Raw genomic sequence first — 17,921 nt, 5'->3', positions numbered from 1 at the left:
AACGTATATCTTATATTTACAGAAATGAGGATGAATGACGTGAATCCAGTGGCTTTGCTTTTTCCCGGACAAGGATCTCAATATACCGGAATGGGAAAACAGTGGACAGAGCAGTTTCCTTACCTGAACGAGGTGTATGAGGAGGCAAGCGATATTCTGGGAATCGATATGAAAAAACGATGTGAAAAGGGGACGAATGAAGAGCTTGCTATAACCGAGAATACGCAACCGTCTATTCTCACCATTAGTTACGCGGCATATGTCATGTATGTGAGAGAAGTCGGAATGAAACCCGCAATTGCAGCCGGTCATAGTCTGGGCGAGATTACGGCTTTGACTTGTGCAGAATCGATGACGTTTGCCGATGCACTTAAAATGGTGCAAATGCGCGGAAAGTTCATGCAGCAGGTGGGGAACAAAATGGAAGGGAAAATGGCTGCAGTGATCGGATTATCGGTGGAAATGGTGGAAAAGGTTTGTCAAAAATGGTCAATCGAGTCCAAGGGTGCCGGAATGGTTGTTGTGTCCAATACGAATTCAGAACGACAGGCCGTCATCTCCGGTTATCGGCTCGGAGTAGAAGCGGTATCGGAGACGCTTTCTGATTTAGGAGCGAAAATGGTTCCATTAAGGGTTAGCGCTCCTTTCCATAGCCCGTACATGCAAGATGCCGCAGAAAAATTTCGTGAATTTTTGACATGCTTTACATTTAGAAATCCGAAATTCCTAGTATTGTCCAACTTGGACGGCGAACCGCATAGGCAAGCCGATGAAATTGCGGAAAAGCTAGTAAAACAAATGTCGAGTCCCGTTCAATGGGCTGCATGCTTGAATACTATCGTTCAATTACCTGTAAGCACGACGGTCGAACTTGGTCCTAGCAGCGTGCTAACTTCGCTTTTTCGGCAAGAACATCCTTCCGTCTTAGCTTACAGTGCTGATCAAGAAGTAGATTTGCAGATGTTGATTCGAAAAAGCCGCTTGTCCTATTTTGAGAAGTGCTTGGCCCATGCAGTCAGCACGAAAAACCGAAATTCGAGAATAAATAACGAGGGTTACCGGCAAAACGTAGTTGCGCCTTATCGCGAGATTGAAAAGATCCTTGCACGATTGGAGCAGAACGGAGAAAAACCGTCGGAAGATGAATACGAGACGGCACTTTCATGTTTGTTGAACATCTTTGACGCTAAAGAAGTAGAAACAGAAGAAATAAAGGATCGGTTAGCGGATTTGAAGAGAGTAGGAGGGCGTTCATGAATTGCAGCAATACTTTGATAAATGTCATGATGCAGACGAGTTTCACCGAAGGCATCACTTTTATTTCGCGCAATGAAGAGCATCATGTAGATTATAGCCTGCTGCGCCAACGTTCGTTATCTATATTGTACATGCTTCAAAGAAAAGGCTTTGAGCCGGGTCAAAAAGTGATTATTCAAACGGAAGATAATCAACGATTTATTGAATGTTTCTGGGCATGTTTGTTAGGCGGATTTATTGCTGTTCCGGTTTCCGCAGGTCAAGGCGAGGATCAACGGCTGAAAATGGCTAAAATTTGGAACACTTTGGAATCGCCTGTGATCATTACGTCGAATCAAAATTTGCTCAGTCTTCTGGATTATGCCAAGTCGAATGAGTTCAGCAGCTTATACGAAACCTGGAAAAGGTACAGTGTAACGACGGAAGAGCTGGATTGGACGTCTGGTGACGAGGGTATCCCCTGTAACGCTCGTGAGACGGATATGGCTTTCATTCAATTCTCATCCGGATCTACCGGCAATCCGAAAGGCGTTGTCTTAACCCATCGTAATATATTGACGAATATGAGAGCCATTGTACACAATAGCGGTGCCACTTCAAACGACAGTTCGATAAGCTGGATGCCTCTTACACATGATATGGGATTAATCGGTTTCCATCTCACACCGCTCCTCGCAGGCATGAAGCAATACATCATGAGTACCTCCTTATTCATAATGAATCCAATGCTTTGGCTGGCCAAGACGCATGAACACCGGATCACGACGCTAGCATCTCCCAATTTCGGCTACCATCATCTATTACGCCATTTCGACGAAGCTTTGGCCGAAACGCTCGATCTGTCGTGTGTAAGACTCATCTTTAACGGAGCCGAACCGATTTCAGCGCAACTTTGTCGGGAATTTAGCAAGAAAATGAAGGAATACGGTCTGAATCAGAACGCGATGTTTCCGGTCTATGGAATGGCCGAAGCGACTCTGGCCGTCACGTTCCCTCCAGTGCACGAACCGTTGCAATCGATTGCACTAGAACGGAATTCGCTCCATTCGAGCGGGGAGATGCGTGAAGCGGTTGCGAATGAAGCGGCGGACGCGATCGAATTTGTTGACGTTGGTTTTCCAGTTGCCGATTGCGAAGTGAGAATTATTGGCGAGGACGGCCGGAAGCTGATTGAACGCGCGATCGGTAGCATTCAAATCCGCGGACCTCATGTAACCTCGGGATATTACAATAACATCCAAGCGACACAATCGACGATAGATGCTGACGGATGGCTCGATACTGGCGATCTGGGATTTCTTCGCAACGAGCGTCTCATTATAACCGGTCGAAAAAAAGATCTCATCATTATAAATGGACAAAATGTTTATCCGCATGATTTAGAACGAATTGCTGCGGAGGAGTGCGCCGTCGAACTCGGAAAGGTTGCCGCTTGCGGTGTATTCAACTTGGAAAAGCAGACGGATGAGATCGCTTTTTTTGTTACCTATCGGGGTAAATGGCAGAATGTCGTGCCGCTCATACGAGAATTGAAGAAAAAAATGAATGTTAGGATGGGGATGGAAATATCCTACGTTATTCCCGTCAGGACCATACCTAAAACGACCAGTGGAAAAGTTCAAAGGTATTTGCTGGTACAACAATTTACAGCGGGAGAGTTTGACAAAAGTATTGCACAAATTGAAGAAGCGTTGGATAAGCAGCAAATAGCGGAAGCGGGCGTGGCAGATGTCGAACCCATGTCTCCGTACAGTGAAATCGAAAAACGAATGATTCCGATATGGGAAGACGCGCTTAAAGTTCGGGTGAACAGCAGGGAAAGCCATTTTTTCGAGTCCGGCGGCCATTCGATGAAAGCGGCGACTCTGCTCGCGAATATTTATATTGAGTTCCAGACAGAGGTCTCGCTTTCCGACTTTTTTCTAAATCCGACCTTTGCTGGATTGGCATTTTTGATTGAACAGTCGGCAGGTCGGTCATCCGGCGTCATACCGCAGATTCGGCCGATCCGCGAAGGCAAGCATTTTCCATTGACTGGCGGCCAACGAAACGTCTATTTAGAAGAGCAGCAAGAAGGAGTTGGAGTCAGCTACAATGTCCCGGTCGTTTTTCTCATCGAAGGGGACGTTGATGCTAAGAAGCTGGAGCAAGCTTTGCAGAAGCTTGTCTTGCGCCATGAAGCGCTGCGGACGTCGATCGATTGGAAGGCCGGAGACATGATTCAGACCGTCCAAGCGAATATCCCGGTTCGGATGGAAATCGAGGAATCGGCAGAAACAATCGCATCCATTGTACGTCGATTCGTGCGGCCGTTTCAGTTGAATTCTGTTCCGTTATTTCGCGCAGGTTTGGTTCGATGTCACGACAACAGACAGTACTTGTTATTTGACGCGCATCATGCAATCGTAGACGGTATTTCAATTCGCATTCTGCTGGAACAATGGCTTGCCCTCTACGGCGGACAACCGCTGCAGCAGCAGCCTCTACAGCTCAAAGATGCGGCGGTATGGATGGCCGGCACTGGGGTTGCGCAAGCGGAGGAGCATTCCAAAATGTTCTGGCGGAACCAACTGGCCGCCGAATTGCCAGGCCTCCGTATGCCGATGGACCGCAGTAGACCGGAGAAACGAACGTTCTGCGGCGACACGGTTCAATTCCAACTGCCGGCGGATCTTGCGGCGGCAATCGACCAATTCGCCCGATCCAACAAAATGACGGTCAATGCTGTATTGTTCGCCGTATACTTTCTGCTTCTCCATCGATATACCGGACAAAACGATTTGGTGTCCGGAACATTGACATCGGGCCGTACCCGATCAGAAATGGCGACGATAGTAGGAATGTTCAATCATTTTCTACCCGTACGGATGGCAGTGTGCACAGATGAATCTTTCCGTAAGTTTGCAGGCCGAGTTCATCAGCATTTGACGGATCTTTATGCACATCAAGACTATCCGCTAGAGCGGATTGTTGCGGACACCGCGATGCACAGAACTTCGGCGCACAGCCGTTTATTCGATACGATGCTCATTGTACATAACGAGTTCGATGCAGATATTGCCATTGAAATCTCGGGATTGCGGCTTATTCAGAACGAGGTCCATACCGGAACGGCGAAGCTTGATTTTAAACTGGATGTTTATATGAACTGCCATGGCTTGCTCCGGGGCGTCTGGGAATTCAATACGAATTTGTTCGAGAAGAGTTCAATGGAGCGGATGTCAAATCATTATACGGAACTGCTCCGTTCAACTATTGCCGCTCYTGACCAAATGCTGTCCACATTCGAGATGACGAGCGAACGGGAGCGGCAGCTGCTCGTCGATTGGAATGCTACGGAGGCCGAGTATCCGGCGGGCGTTATGTTGCACGAGTTGTTCGAACGGCAAACGGAGCGCGATCCGAGTCGTCCGGCGGTATATTGCAGCGATCGGCACATAACCTATGGGGAACTGAACGCCAGAGCCAACCGACTAGCCTTATGGCTTCGGGAAATTGGAGGCATCAAAGCCGATACGATTGTCGCTTTGATGGCGGAACGATCGATCGATTTGGTCGTTGCGATCATGGCCGTACTTAAGGCGGGCGGTGCATATTTGCCTATTGATCCGCATGTTCCGCAAGAACGGATTCGCTATATGCTGGAAGATAGCGGGGCGGGTCTTCTGCTTACTCAGCGTCGATTCGCCGATCTCGCTAACCAGTTAGTGTATGCCGGTAAAACAGTTTGTCTGGATGATGAACTTTTATATGTTGGAGATGGCGGCAATCTGGAGCCGATCGCGAGTTCGCATCATCTGGCGTATGTCATTTATACGTCCGGATCGACCGGTCGGCCGAAAGGCGTCATGATTGAACATGAAGCGGCGGTGAATCGTCTCCATTGGATGCAGCGCCGCTACCCGTTAACGGTGAAGGACCGCATATTGCAAAAAACGCCGTATACGTTCGACGTGTCGGTGTGGGAGCTGCTGTGGTGGACTATCGCAGGAGCCGCAGTTGTAATGCTGGGACCGAGGGAGGAGAAAGACCCGGCTGCAATTGCGGAAGCGGTAGAACGCTACGGCGTAACGACGATGCATTTTGTGCCGTCGATGCTGCGGTTGTTTCTGGACGAAGCGGAGAACCGGCCCTGTCAGGTAGACAGGCTCACCTCGCTGAAGCGGGTATTCGCCAGCGGAGAGGCGTTGCCGTCAAGGGAAGTCGGCCGATTTAACCAGGTAATTGCGGATCACATTTGCGTTCGGCTGATTAATTTGTACGGACCAACAGAAGCGGCTATCGATGTGACTTCCTTCGATTGTCCATGGTCCGGGGAATTGGATTCCGTACCGATCGGCAAGCCGATCGACAATATCCGTATGTATGTCGTAGGCCCGGGCGACCGGTTGCAGCCGATCGGTTTGCCGGGCGAGCTGTGTATCGCCGGAATCGGGCTGGCGCGCGGTTATTTGAACCGACTGGATTTAACAGCGGAGAAGTTCGTGCCGTGTCCGTTCGAACCGGAAGGGAATCGCATGTACCGGACAGGCGATTTAGCGAGGTGGCGGGAAGACGGGCAGTTGGAATATTTAGGTCGGCTCGATCATCAAGTGAAAATCCGCGGCTACCGGATTGAACTCGGAGAGATCGAGGCCGCCCTTATGAGCCACGATGGCATTCGCGAAGCGGTCGTAATGGGGAAAGGTTCGTCTGGGAACGAGTATTTACTGTATGCCTATTTCGCCGCGACAAGCGACGTTTCGATTGCGGAAATTCGATCCCATTTGGCAGTAACATTGCCGGAATACATGATCCCTTCGTTTTATGTGCAAGTCGATAATATCCCGATAAATTCTAGCGGGAAAGCGGATCGCAAAGCATTGGCGCAACTGGAAGTCAGATTGGACGATATTACGGAATACGTTGCTCCCCAAAACGAATGGGAAGCGAAGCTTGCGGTAATTTGGCAAGATGTGCTTGGCCTTGAGCAAGTTGGAAGACATGATCATTTCTTTGAAATTGGCGGACACTCGCTAAAAGCCATGCAGTTGCTCCATAGGCTGCACAAAGAGATGCAAGTCGAGTTGTCTTTGCGTCATATTTTCAGCAACCCGACGATTGAAAAACTCGCGGCAATCTTAAGCGTTGCACAGAAGAGTGTCCATGCACCGATTACTGCAGCGGAAGTCCGCAAATCGTACCCGTTGTCCGCAGCGCAAAACAGGCTTTATGTTCTGCATCGCTTCGAAGGCATCGGAACGGCCTATCATTTGCCGGCTGCTTTCGTTTGCGAGGGGTTGCTTGACGAAATACGGCTGGAACGGGCGATTCAGACTCTTATAGGGCGGCATGAAAGTTTGCGTACTTCTTTCGAGCTTGTCGACGGAATGCCCATGCAAATCATTCATCCGCAAGTTCCATTTCAGCTAGAGCGGTTGGTTGGCAATGAAGCATCTCTGTTCGATGTAATAAAAACGTTTACGCAAACGTTTAATTTAGGCCAGGCCCCCCTGTTGCGCACGGGAATCATGAAGCTGACCGGCGAACAGTTTCTAATCTTGTTCGATATACATCATATGATTTCCGACGGGGTCTCGATGAGCGTTCTTGTGCAGGAATTCGCCGATCTCTACGAGGGAAAAGAACTTCCAGCATTAAAGGTGCAATATAAAGACTTCACGATGTGGCAGCAATCCTTTTTGGCTTCCGAGCTTCTGCTTGAGCAGCAAAAATATTGGCTTGAAACTTTTGCGGACGAAGTTCCTTTGTTGAATATGTCAACGGATTTCAAGCGGCCTGCGTTGAAACGGTACGAAGGAGCAAGGGTTGCGTTTACTTTCAGCGCGGCGGAGACGGAACGGTTTAAATCTTTGGCGGCCGAGTCCGATGCAACGTTATTTATGGTTTTGCTGGCCGTATTTACGATTTTCTTGTCTCGCTATTCCGGTCAAGACGATATCGTCGTCGGATCGCCGGTTTCCGGAAGACCGCACGCCGATTTGCACAATCTTATCGGAATGTTCGTCAACACGCTGCCGCTCAGAAATTATCCGTCCGCCGAGAAAACGTTTAGCTATTTTTTGCAGGAATTGAGTGAAAATACCGTCAAGGCTTTGGAAAATCAGGATTATCCGTTCGAGGAACTAATGAGCAAGCTGCAGCTGCCACGGGACATCAGCCGCAATCCGCTCTTTGAAGCGCTGCTGGTGCTGCAAAATATGGAGATCCCGGAACTTACCATCGACCAATGCGCGATGAAGCCGCTGGCATTCGAACATTCGACGTCAAAATTCGATCTTGTTCTCGAGTTGACCGAAACCGGAGACGGATTGAACGGCCACCTCGAATACAGCACGCAGCTGTTCAGGGAAGAAACCGTTCGCCGGTTTGTCGGTCATATTCGATCGATTGCGTTGGCGGTGGCCGAAAACCCGCAAATTCAGCTTGGCGCCATTGAAATGCTAACGAATGAAGAGAGGGGCGCGCTTCATCAGTTCAACGATACGGCATGCGCTTATCCGCAACACCTGACGATACAGCAAATTTTCGAAGAACAAGCGGCAAAAACGCCCGATCGGTCGGCGGTCGTATGCGAAGCGGAACGGCTCACCTATGCCGAGCTAAACAACAAGGCAAATCGGGTCGCGGAAAGGCTCCGCAGCAAAGGAGTCGTTCCGAACGAAAGGGTGGCCATTCTTACCGAACGCTCTATCGATATGATCGTGGGTATGCTGGCGATTCTCAAAGCTGGAGGCTGTTACGTTCCGATCGATCCGGCTTATCCGGCCGACCGGATTCAATATATGCTTTCTGACTGTGAAGCCCGCTTTGTACTGACACATTCGCCTGATACGAACATTCTCGGGGATTCGCTCGCTGCCGAATGGATCGACATTTCGGAATTTTCCGTACAGCAATGCGAGAACTTGTCTTGCGTGAACAATCCAGGCGACTTGGCTTATATCATCTATACGTCCGGCACGACAGGCAAACCGAAAGGCGTAATGATTGAGCATCGCAACGTCGTACGGCTGCTCATTCACGATAAGCCGCTTTTTGATTTTACCAAAGACGACGTATGGACGATGTTCCATTCCTACTGCTTCGACTTCTCGGTATGGGAAATGTATGGAGCCTTGTTATTCGGGGGGAAGCTGGTTGTGGTGCCCAAGCAAACGGCGCAAAACCCGCAGCGGTTTTTGCAGCTGCTCGTTGAAGAAAACGTCACCGTATTAAACCAAACGCCGTCGGCCTTTTACAATCTAATTCATTTCGACATGGAGAAGGGCGCGGCGGACCTGCGGTTGAAGGTCGTGATCTTTGGTGGCGAAGCGTTGAAGCCGGCGATGTTAAAGACGTTTCACGGCAAATATCCGGATACGAGGTTAGTCAACATGTACGGCATCACGGAGACGACGGTGCATGTAACGTACAAAGAAATAACGGATCGAGAGATTCAGGAGAATGTCAGCAACATTGGCCGGCCGATCCCGACCTTAAGCTGTTACATCATGGATACTAACTTTATGTTGTCTCCTGTCGGCGTCCCCGGCGAATTGTACGTGGGCGGAGAAGGCGTAGCTCGCGGGTACTTGAACCGGGCGGAATTGACGGCGGATAAGTTTGTATCGAATCCATTCCTGCCGAGAACCCGGTTGTATCGTTCAGGCGATCTTGCTCGTTGGCTGCCGGATGGAACGCTTGAATATATGGGGCGGCTGGATCATCAAGTTAAGCTGCGCGGCTTCCGCATCGAACTGGGTGAAATTGAAGCGGTATTGCTGCGGCACGAGCGAATTGCCGATGCGGTTGTGCTGATCAATACGACGCAAGCGGGAGATGAACGGCTTTGCGCTTATTTCGTCGCAAGCGGTGAACTGTCCGTTGCCGAGATTCGCGCGTTTTTGTCTCGGACGTTGCCGGATTATATGATTCCTTCGTCCTTTACGACGGTAGAGCGCATCCCGTTAACGACCAACGGCAAGGTTGACCGCAAAGTGTTAACCGGATTGACGGCGAACTTAGAAGCCATTACGGCCTATTCGGCTCCTAAAAACGAAATGGAAGCGGGAATCGTGACGATTTGGCGGGAACTGCTGCAGCTTGAACGTATCAGCAGGCAGGATCATTTCTTTGAAATCGGCGGCAATTCGCTGTTGCTGATCCGCATGCATGCCATGCTGGAAGAACAATTCCCCGGGGTGTTCAAGGTTACGGACTTGTTCTCCAGACCGACCGTAGCCGGATTGGCAGAGCTTCTGGCGGAGAGGGAGGGCAAGGATGATGCTGTTGCGTTAAAAGGCATCCTTATGCCGGCGGATTACTTCAAAAGCCGAGACGAGTTGCAACCTCCGTTTTCCTATCGCATCGTGTTGGATCGCCGAGTCTGCCAAGCGATCGACCAGTGGATGGCGATCCGGGGAATATCCCCGGAAACCTTCTTCGCATCCGCATGGTTCCTGTTATTCCAGCATGCAACAGGGGGAGCTTCTAATCTTGTTTTGCACGTTCGGGACGCTTCACCGCACAGCGGAAAGCAGATTGTTGCGGAACCAAGCCGGCTCTCCGGATTTGATGCCTTGTTTCATGAGACAAATCATGATTTAGGCCGGGACCATGAAGACGTATACCCCTTGGCTCATGCGAAAAAGTTTGGCGATTCGGATAAAGGAAATCAGCTATTCGTGTTGCTCGATTTCTATAAAGGGGGAGGCGTCGGTTTGGAAATTGCATCAGCTTATGACGCCGTTGTTCACGGGTTCAAAGAAAACGGCCAATACGGGATCGTATGGGAAAGCTGCGGAAACAGATTGAAGCGGGATAAGGCAAAAATGCTTGCAGGCCGCTACGCGGCTATCTGCAAATGGATGACCGAGGAATACGGAGAGTTGCAAGCTTCTGCTACAAAAGAGAATTAAGTACATCGAAATGCTAAGTACATTGAAATGCTAACTACATCGAAATGATAACCACATATCGGAAAGGATGTTCACCTTGAAATGGATTCGTTTAGTTTTGAATATTGTCGTATATTTAGCGACATTTTATGCCGCAATGATCATTCATGACCGGGTTTATATCAAATTCGACGCGTACAAAGACATGTTGGATCGTAACGGACCAATGTGGATGATTACCGTTTTGACCACGTCTTATGTGCTGCTGCTCGGCGTATTTTGGTTCAAACGATTGTTTTTTAAGTCCGAGGGGCTTTTCCGCATGTGCCGATTCCAGCCGATATCGCGTGCGGCTGTCGGTTGGCTCACCGTGACCGGAATATTATGCGCGGTGTTCTTCGTCAGTCTGATCCAAATTTCGTTTTTGAAATCGAACTTCCCTGCTTTAAATGAATATGTGGAAATATTTATGGGCGACTCTTTTGCCATCACGCTGATCGGCGCTGTCGTCTTTGGCGTTCTTTTTGAAGAAACTTTATTCCGCGGGTTAATCTTGAACGAATTGCGGCGTACCGGAATGCCTTTGGTTGCAGCGATGATCATCCATGCGCTTATATACGCGTATTTCCAACCCAGCCTGCCGATTTCGTGCACCGCTTTCTTCCTGGCCATCATGTATACGTTGATTTATAACCGGCTGCAGTCTATATGGGCTACGATCTACACGGCGGCTATCGTGAATTCGCTCATTTTTACCCTTCGAAAACTTGGCACGTACGACATGATTGCCAAATGGAACGATATCGTGCTGATCACAATTGCTTTGCTCAGCATTGCGGGCATTATTTCCGTACTTGCCATCCTGTACCGTTCTGACAAGCGGGTACAAATCACAAGAACAGAGGTGCCGGTATGAAAAAGGTTGCGGTCATGCTTGGAAATTTGGTATGGATCATCGGTCTTTACTTGATCTCCATTCAAACAATGTTTAAATTATGGGACCTTTGGGTTGTCGGTCGCGAATCGATGCAGGCGATTGAGCAAATCAACTTCCGCGTCGCGATTATCGCGCATGATTTGATTGGACTCTTGCTTTATTTCGTGATTTTCAAACTGTTTTATAAAAAAAGCATTTTCAAAATGAGCCGATTGGTTCCCATGAATGCCAAAACGACCGGCATAATCGTCGTTTTGTCCATTCTCATGGGCATTTGGATGATGTGTCTTGTACGCATACCTTATATACAGGAGCATTTTCCGCAATTCAACGAGGCTTTTGAATTTTTGCTCGGACGAAACGTCGCTTTTTTCATTGTTTTCTGGATTGTCCACTCGTTCTACAAGGAAATCTTTTTCCGAGGATTGATTTTTAATCAGATGCAGAAGGTGCTTCCGACTTATCTATCGATTTTTGTTCTCGGCATTATTTACGGCGGGCTATTTTTCGACTGGAATCCGGCTTTGTCCGCCTACGGCATGCTCGGTGCGGTTATTCTTTGCCTTATTTATATTTGGACGGGGTCGGTTTGGTCGACGATCCTTTCCGAGTTTGTGTTGTTCTCGACGTATTTCGCCATCTATCGGATCAATCCGTCGTTTGGCACAACACTCGTGATCGTCATTTTGCTTTGTTCCGTAATGATTATTTATCTCATGTACCTGCTTTGGAAAGATCGCGTGCCTTCTCAAAAGCAGTTTGAATCCGGGAGCGTGGAAATCAGTGATGGATTTTAAGAACCTGCGTCTGGACGACGAGGAAATCAGCCAAAGCTACGCGATCGAGGACGTTTCGGTTAACGAAATCGCCATTATCGGTATGGCGATTCAAGCTCCTGGCGCTGAAAATATGGATCGATTCTGGGAAAACCTGCAACGCGGCTTCGATCAGGTAGGGCCTTTTCCGGACGGCCGCTTGGAGGATGTAAAGCCGTATTTGGCCATTTCCGGACTGGACGACGATTTGACGCGTTATCACGAAGGCTCGTTTTTTCAGGAGATCGACAAATTCGATTATTCGTTCTTTCGCATTTCACCGAAAGAAGCAAGCTTGATGAATCCGAATCAGCGCCTGTTTCTGGAGAACAGCTGGAAGGCCATCGAGGATGCGGGATATGGCGGCGAAAAAATCAGAGGCACGCGCACGGGCGTATTTGTCGGCTATAACGGTGATGCTTTTCACGATTACAAACGTTTGATCGATCGTTTCGAGCCGGATGTCATGTCACTGGCGATTACGGGCAATCTTTCATCCATGATGGCGGGACGGCTCGCCTATTTGCTCGACCTCAAAGGCCAGGCATTGACTGTGGATACGGCTTGCTCGTCTTCGCTCGTCGCTGTTCATATGGCCGTTCGGGCCTTAAGAAACCGGGAATGCGAAATGGCGATTGCAGGCAGCGCGAAAGTGAATATACTGCCGTTTCATAAGGATATACGTATCGGGATCGAATCGTCTGACGCAAGAGCAAGATCGTTCGATGATCGTTCGGATGGGACAGGTGCCGGAGAAGGGGTGGGCACAGTACTATTAAAACCGCTATATGCCGCCAAAAGAGACGGGGACCATATTTACGCGGTCATCAAAGGGAGCGCGGTCAATCAGGACGGACATTCCAGTGGCTTGACGGCACCGGATGTCGGTGCGCAAACCGACGTCATCTGCAAGGCGTGGGAGGATGCCGGAATCAACCCTGAGACTGTCGGATATGTCGAAGCGCACGGCACCGGAACCAAACTCGGCGATCCGATCGAAATCGAAGCGTTGCAGAACGCGTTTCGCAGGTACACGGACCGCCGACAATTTTGCGCCGTCGGTACTTTAAAAACGAATATCGGCCATCTCGACCATGCGGCAGGAATCGCTGGGCTTGTTAAAACGGCTCTCATAATGAAGCATCGAGCGATTCCTCCGATCGTTCATTTCGAACGGCCGAATCGTAAAATCGACTTTGTCGATTCTCCGGTATATGTCAACGACCGGAATAAGACGCTAGAACCAGTCGGAAACGCGCCAAGAAGATGCGGAATCAGCTCTTTCGGCATGAGCGGGACGAATTGTCATGTTGTCCTGGAAGAAGCGCCGCTCTGCGAAGCTTCGCCGCATCGCGTCGAGAACGAAGCAGCGGTGTTTGTCCTGTCGGCCCAAAGCCATGAGACATTGCTGGGCTGGATCTATTCCTATATGGAACAAGTGGACCGCTTAAAATCGTTGTCCATTAAGGATATATGTTATACGGTGGCAACGGGACGAGCCCATCTTTCCTACAGGCTTGCCATGCTCGTTCGCGATACGGACGATTTATGGACGAAATTGAAGCGGATTTCCGAGATCGGCTTGGAAGCGGAAAGCGAACACGTCTATTTCGGCATCGCCGGCAATGCTGGTGAACTTCAGGCTGCTGATCTGGAGCAGATGAGAGACGACAAAGCAGGCGTATGCCGGCGTTACGTTGAAGGCGCGGACATCGAGTGGGAGTCATTTTACAGCGACGAAAATCGATACAAAGCAAGCTTGCCTACATATCCGTTTAAGCGAACGCGATGTTGGGTCGATATGAATCACGGCGCCATTAATTCGTCTCCTGCATTGGCGGCGCCTGGTGTAAAAGCGCCGCAGGCGGTCGTTCTATCGGGCAAAGAACATGAGGATGATTATTCCGCTGCCGATCGTACGATTGCGGCGATTTGGAGCGATGTGCTTGGCGTTCGCCAAATCGGCGTCGACGATCATTTTTTTGAGTTGGGCGGAGATTCGATTCTTGCTTTATGGGTGACGAACCGTCTCAATGAATCTTTTCAAACTCGCTGGGATCCAACGGCTATATTCCAGTTTCCGACCATCCGCGAGATCGCTGCGGCGATCGCGACCGAAGACAAAGCGGACGATTCCTTGTACTTTCCAGAGCCGCGAGCAGCCAAAAAGCGGGAACGATACCCTCTGTCGTCCGCGCAGAAACGGTTGTATATCCTTCAGCAATTTGAACCGGCATCGACGGCGTATCATTTGCCTCAAGCGTTGCTGCTTGAAGGCCCGCTTGACCCGGAGCGGTTGAAAAACACATTTCAAGCTTTACTGGACAGGCATGAAATATTCCGCGCCTCATTCTATCTGGATGGCGACGAACCGGTTCAAAGCTTTGCTGACCGCCAGGAGCTTTCCATGGAAACCGTCGAATCTGCCGAATCGGACGTGCCGGACTATATTCATCGTTTTATACGTCCGTTCGATTTGGCTAAGGATTCCCTCATTCGGTTGCTGCTGCTGCGTATTTCCGAACAAAAACATGTCCTGCTCGTGGATAAACATCATCTCATTTCCGACGGAACGTCGATGGGAATTCTCATACGGGAATTCATGGAATTGTATCATGGTCAAGCGTTGCCTGCTCCGGCGCTTCAGTATAAAGATTACGCTGTATGGCAGCACGAGATGGCCCGTTCACCGTTCATGGAAGTGCAGAGAGACTACTGGTTGAATGCGTTTCGCGGCGAAGTACCCGTCCTGCAATTGCCGACTGATTTCTCCAGACCGGCCGTTAAGAGCGCGGAAGGAAAAACGTTTGAAGTCGCATTGGACGAAGAGACCGTATCCCGAATCAAACAGCTTGCAAAGGAAAAGGAAACGACGCTGTTCATGGTTCTTCTTGCGGCGTACAATGTATTGCTTCATCGGTATACGGGACAAGATGATATCGTCGTAGGCTCGCCTGTTTCCGGAAGACCGCACCATGACCTGGAATCGTTGGTCGGAATGTTCGTCAATACGCTGGCGCTTCGTAATTTTCCTGCGAAGGAGAAATCATTCCTGCAATTCATGGACGAGGTGAAAGAGAATGCCATCCTTGCTTATCGCCATCAGGACTATCCGTTCGAAGATTTAGTCCATTCTTTAAGCTTACAAGACAAGAGCAGAAATCCGCTGTTTGATACGATGTTTATTTTGCAAAATATCGACATCCCGGCATTTTCTCTGGATCAGCTATCCTGCGCGCCGTACCCCATTGAAAATAAAACKGCAAAATTCGATCTGATGATTCAAACGTACGTGACGGAAAATGGTTTGCGGTTTGTCGTCGAATATTGCGCCAAGCTATTCAAGGAAGAAACGGTTCAACGAATGATGCGGCATTATTTCAAAATTTTACAAGAGGTCGCGTTCCGGCCGGAAACGCCGATCGGCCATATTCAAATGCTTACGGAAGACGATGTACGGCTGATCGTCAACGATTTTAATAGAAACGAAAGCTGGACATTCCCGCCTCGCCCCATTCATTGCCTGTTCGAAGAACAGGCGGATCAGGCGCCGGATCGGACGGCATTCGTGTGGAAAGACCAACTTTTCACATACCGTGAGCTGAACGAAAGAGCGAATCAGTTTGCGCACTTGCTTCGCGTTAAAGGGGTTGGCCCGGATTCGGCGGTTGGGATTGTCGCGGAACGATCTCCTGAGCTGATCATCGGCATAATGGCGATACTAAAGGCTGGCGGAGCTTATTTGCCGATTGATCCTCAGCTTCCCTTGGAACGAATCCAATATATGTTGAAGGATAGCGGCACGAAGGTCGTGTGCATGCAAGAGGAATGGAGCGAGACGGTTTCTTTTGAAGGAGAAACGATCTTGTTAACGGGTTCGGTTGCGGCGAATGAGCAGATATCGAATCCAGGCAACATCAATGATGCGGACGATTTGATGTACGTTATTTATACTTCCGGATCAACCGGACAGCCGAAGGGAGTCATGGTCGAGCATCAGTCGTTTCACCATTTCGCATATTCGATTCGAGAACACTTCGGAGGCCAATTTGGCTATGAAGACCGCTGTCTCAGTTTGACGAGCATTTCATTCGATGTGAGCGTTTGCGAGCTGTTTTTACCGCTAATATTCGGATCTGTGCTTGTTCTATATCCGATGCCGAAGCTGACAGATATAAATACGCTGGCAAATCTTATAATCGAAGAATCCATCAGTTTCGCTTATCTACCGCCGACGTTGTTGAATGAAATTTGCGATTTGCTTGAACCTGAGCGCCAAAGGGTGAAATTAGATAAACTGCTGGTCGGCGTCGAATCGATCAAAGATTGGACGTTGGAACGTTACTTGCAGTTGAATCCCGAGATGAGAATCATCAACGGATATGGACCTACGGAAACGACTATTTGTTCGAATATGCATATTTTTGGCTCGCAAAAGCCTGCCGGAAAAAATGTGCCGATCGGCAAACCGATGCATAAGAACCAAAACTACATTTTAAACGAAGCGCTTATGCCTGTTCCGATCGGAGTCGCAGGGGAATTGTATATTTCGGGGGCAGGTCTCGCAAGAGGCTACTTGCATCGTCCGGATTTAACGCTCGAGCGGTTCGTCGAAAACCCGTTCATTCCGGGAGCAATCATGTACCGTACCGGTGATTTGACGAGGTGGAAGGAAAACGGCGAAGTCGAATATATCGGCAGAACAGATTTTCAGGTGAAAATCAGAGGCTACCGCGTGGAGCCTGGAGAAATTGAAGCATTCATGTTGAGCCTGCCGAATATTCAATCCGCGGTCGTCATTCCTATCGAAGAACAGTCGGGTTATAAAGCATTGTGCGCCTATGTTGTGAGCCTTGTTCATGTACCTGCCGCGCAAATGAGAAGCGAACTGCTTCGCTATTTGCCTGATTATATGGTGCCGTCCTACTTTGTGGAGATGGAAGGCATTCCGGTCACGACAAACGGGAAAGTCGACCGCAAAGCGCTTCCGCTTCCGGAAACCATGCAAAGAAGCTCCGATAACGAATATGTAGCCCCTCGCAATGAAATGGAAGCGCAGTTGGAGGAAATATGGAAGGAGATATTGGAGCTTCCGCGCGTGAGTATATACGATGATTTTTTCGAACTTGGCGGCAATTCTTTGAAGCTGATCTATATGAAGGTGGCTTTGGAGAAGCGAAATCTGATGCCCGAGGATGAAAACGTGCTTTCGGTTACGACGATCGCCGGATTGGCAGCAGCCATACGCTCCAATCCAATCCAATCAAATTAAGGTTAGATGAAAATGGAGGTCAGAATGAATCGGTTTAAATTGTTTTGCTTGCCTTATGCCGGCGGTTCTGCCATGAACTACTCCTCTTGGAGAATACGGATGCCGCCATGGGTCGAAGTGATCCCTATCGAAATGGCCGGCCGCGGAATTCGGTTGGCTGATCCATTTTATAAAAGCTTGACGGGTGATGGGACGGATGATTTGGTTCGGCAGATTGCCGAACATCTGGACGAAACGCCATTTGCCATATTCGGACATAGCATGGGAGCCTTGTTTGCCTACGAGGCTTCCCTCCGGATCTTCTCAGTAACGAATCGGTCTCCCGCTCATGTTTTTTTATCCGGATGCAAAGCGCCGCATCTCAGGGACAACAAAAACGTTCATTTGATGCCGGATAAGGAATTTCAAGAGCATATCTTGCAATTAGGCGGGACATCCCCCGACATATTTGAGAATAAGGATTTGTCGATGATGTTCCTGCCCATTCTTCGAGCGGATTACCGGCTGGTGGAAACCTATGAATCCGCCATGCGAGAAAAACTGGATTGCGATATTACCGTGTTATATGGAGCTCAAGATCGATATTCGCGACATGAAGCGGAAGAATGGAAACATTATACGAAAAGGAAATGCCATGTAAACGAATTTCAAGGAAACCACTTTTTCATACATACCGATGTGGGGCAAGTGGTTGAGTTGATTTGTCACCAGATTGACGATCATCGATGGGCAAGATAGGTGACTCACGGGTATAAGCGAGG

Annotated in this window: 6 protein-coding genes; all 6 read left to right on the top strand. The window is 49.2% G+C overall.

The window, feature by feature from the left end:
- Positions 1–39 precede the first annotated feature (39 nt).
- The 6 genes from fabD to AB4Z29_RS27410 all read left to right on the top strand — a co-directional run bounded on the left by fabD (position 40) and on the right by AB4Z29_RS27410 (position 17,898).
- Positions 40–1,257, top strand: a complete 1,218-nt coding sequence (gene fabD, locus AB4Z29_RS27435; protein WP_441946154.1) for an ACP S-malonyltransferase — start codon at positions 40–42, stop codon at positions 1,255–1,257.
- Complete coding sequence (locus tag AB4Z29_RS27430; RefSeq protein WP_441946153.1) at positions 1,254–10,157, top strand: amino acid adenylation domain-containing protein; 8,904 nt, start codon at positions 1,254–1,256, stop codon at positions 10,155–10,157. Before fabD ends, AB4Z29_RS27430 begins: the two co-directional genes overlap by 4 nt.
- A 76-nt stretch (positions 10,158–10,233) precedes the next feature.
- Positions 10,234–11,052 carry a CPBP family intramembrane glutamic endopeptidase gene (locus tag AB4Z29_RS27425; RefSeq protein ID WP_441946152.1) on the top strand — a complete coding sequence of 273 codons (819 nt, stop codon included), beginning with the start codon at positions 10,234–10,236 and terminating at the stop codon, positions 11,050–11,052.
- Positions 11,049–11,870, top strand: coding sequence for a CPBP family intramembrane glutamic endopeptidase (locus AB4Z29_RS27420; protein ID WP_441946151.1), 822 nt, complete (start codon positions 11,049–11,051; stop codon positions 11,868–11,870). Before AB4Z29_RS27425 ends, AB4Z29_RS27420 begins: the two co-directional genes overlap by 4 nt.
- Positions 11,860–17,160: an amino acid adenylation domain-containing protein gene (locus tag AB4Z29_RS27415; protein WP_441946178.1), complete on the top strand. Its 5,301-nt coding sequence runs from the start codon at positions 11,860–11,862 to the stop codon at positions 17,158–17,160. The genes AB4Z29_RS27420 and AB4Z29_RS27415 overlap by 11 nt, the downstream gene beginning before the upstream one ends.
- Before the next feature lie 24 nt (positions 17,161–17,184).
- On the top strand, positions 17,185–17,898 hold the full coding sequence (locus AB4Z29_RS27410; RefSeq protein ID WP_441946150.1) for a thioesterase II family protein: 714 nt from the start codon (positions 17,185–17,187) through the stop codon (positions 17,896–17,898).
- Positions 17,899–17,921 lie beyond the last annotated feature (23 nt).

It is taken from the genome of Paenibacillus sp. 2TAB23, assembly GCF_052115165.1.
Classification (GTDB): domain Bacteria; phylum Bacillota; class Bacilli; order Paenibacillales; family Paenibacillaceae; genus Pristimantibacillus.
The sequence above is the reverse complement of the archived record's forward strand: the minus strand, read 5'-3'. Positions and strand labels throughout refer to the sequence as shown.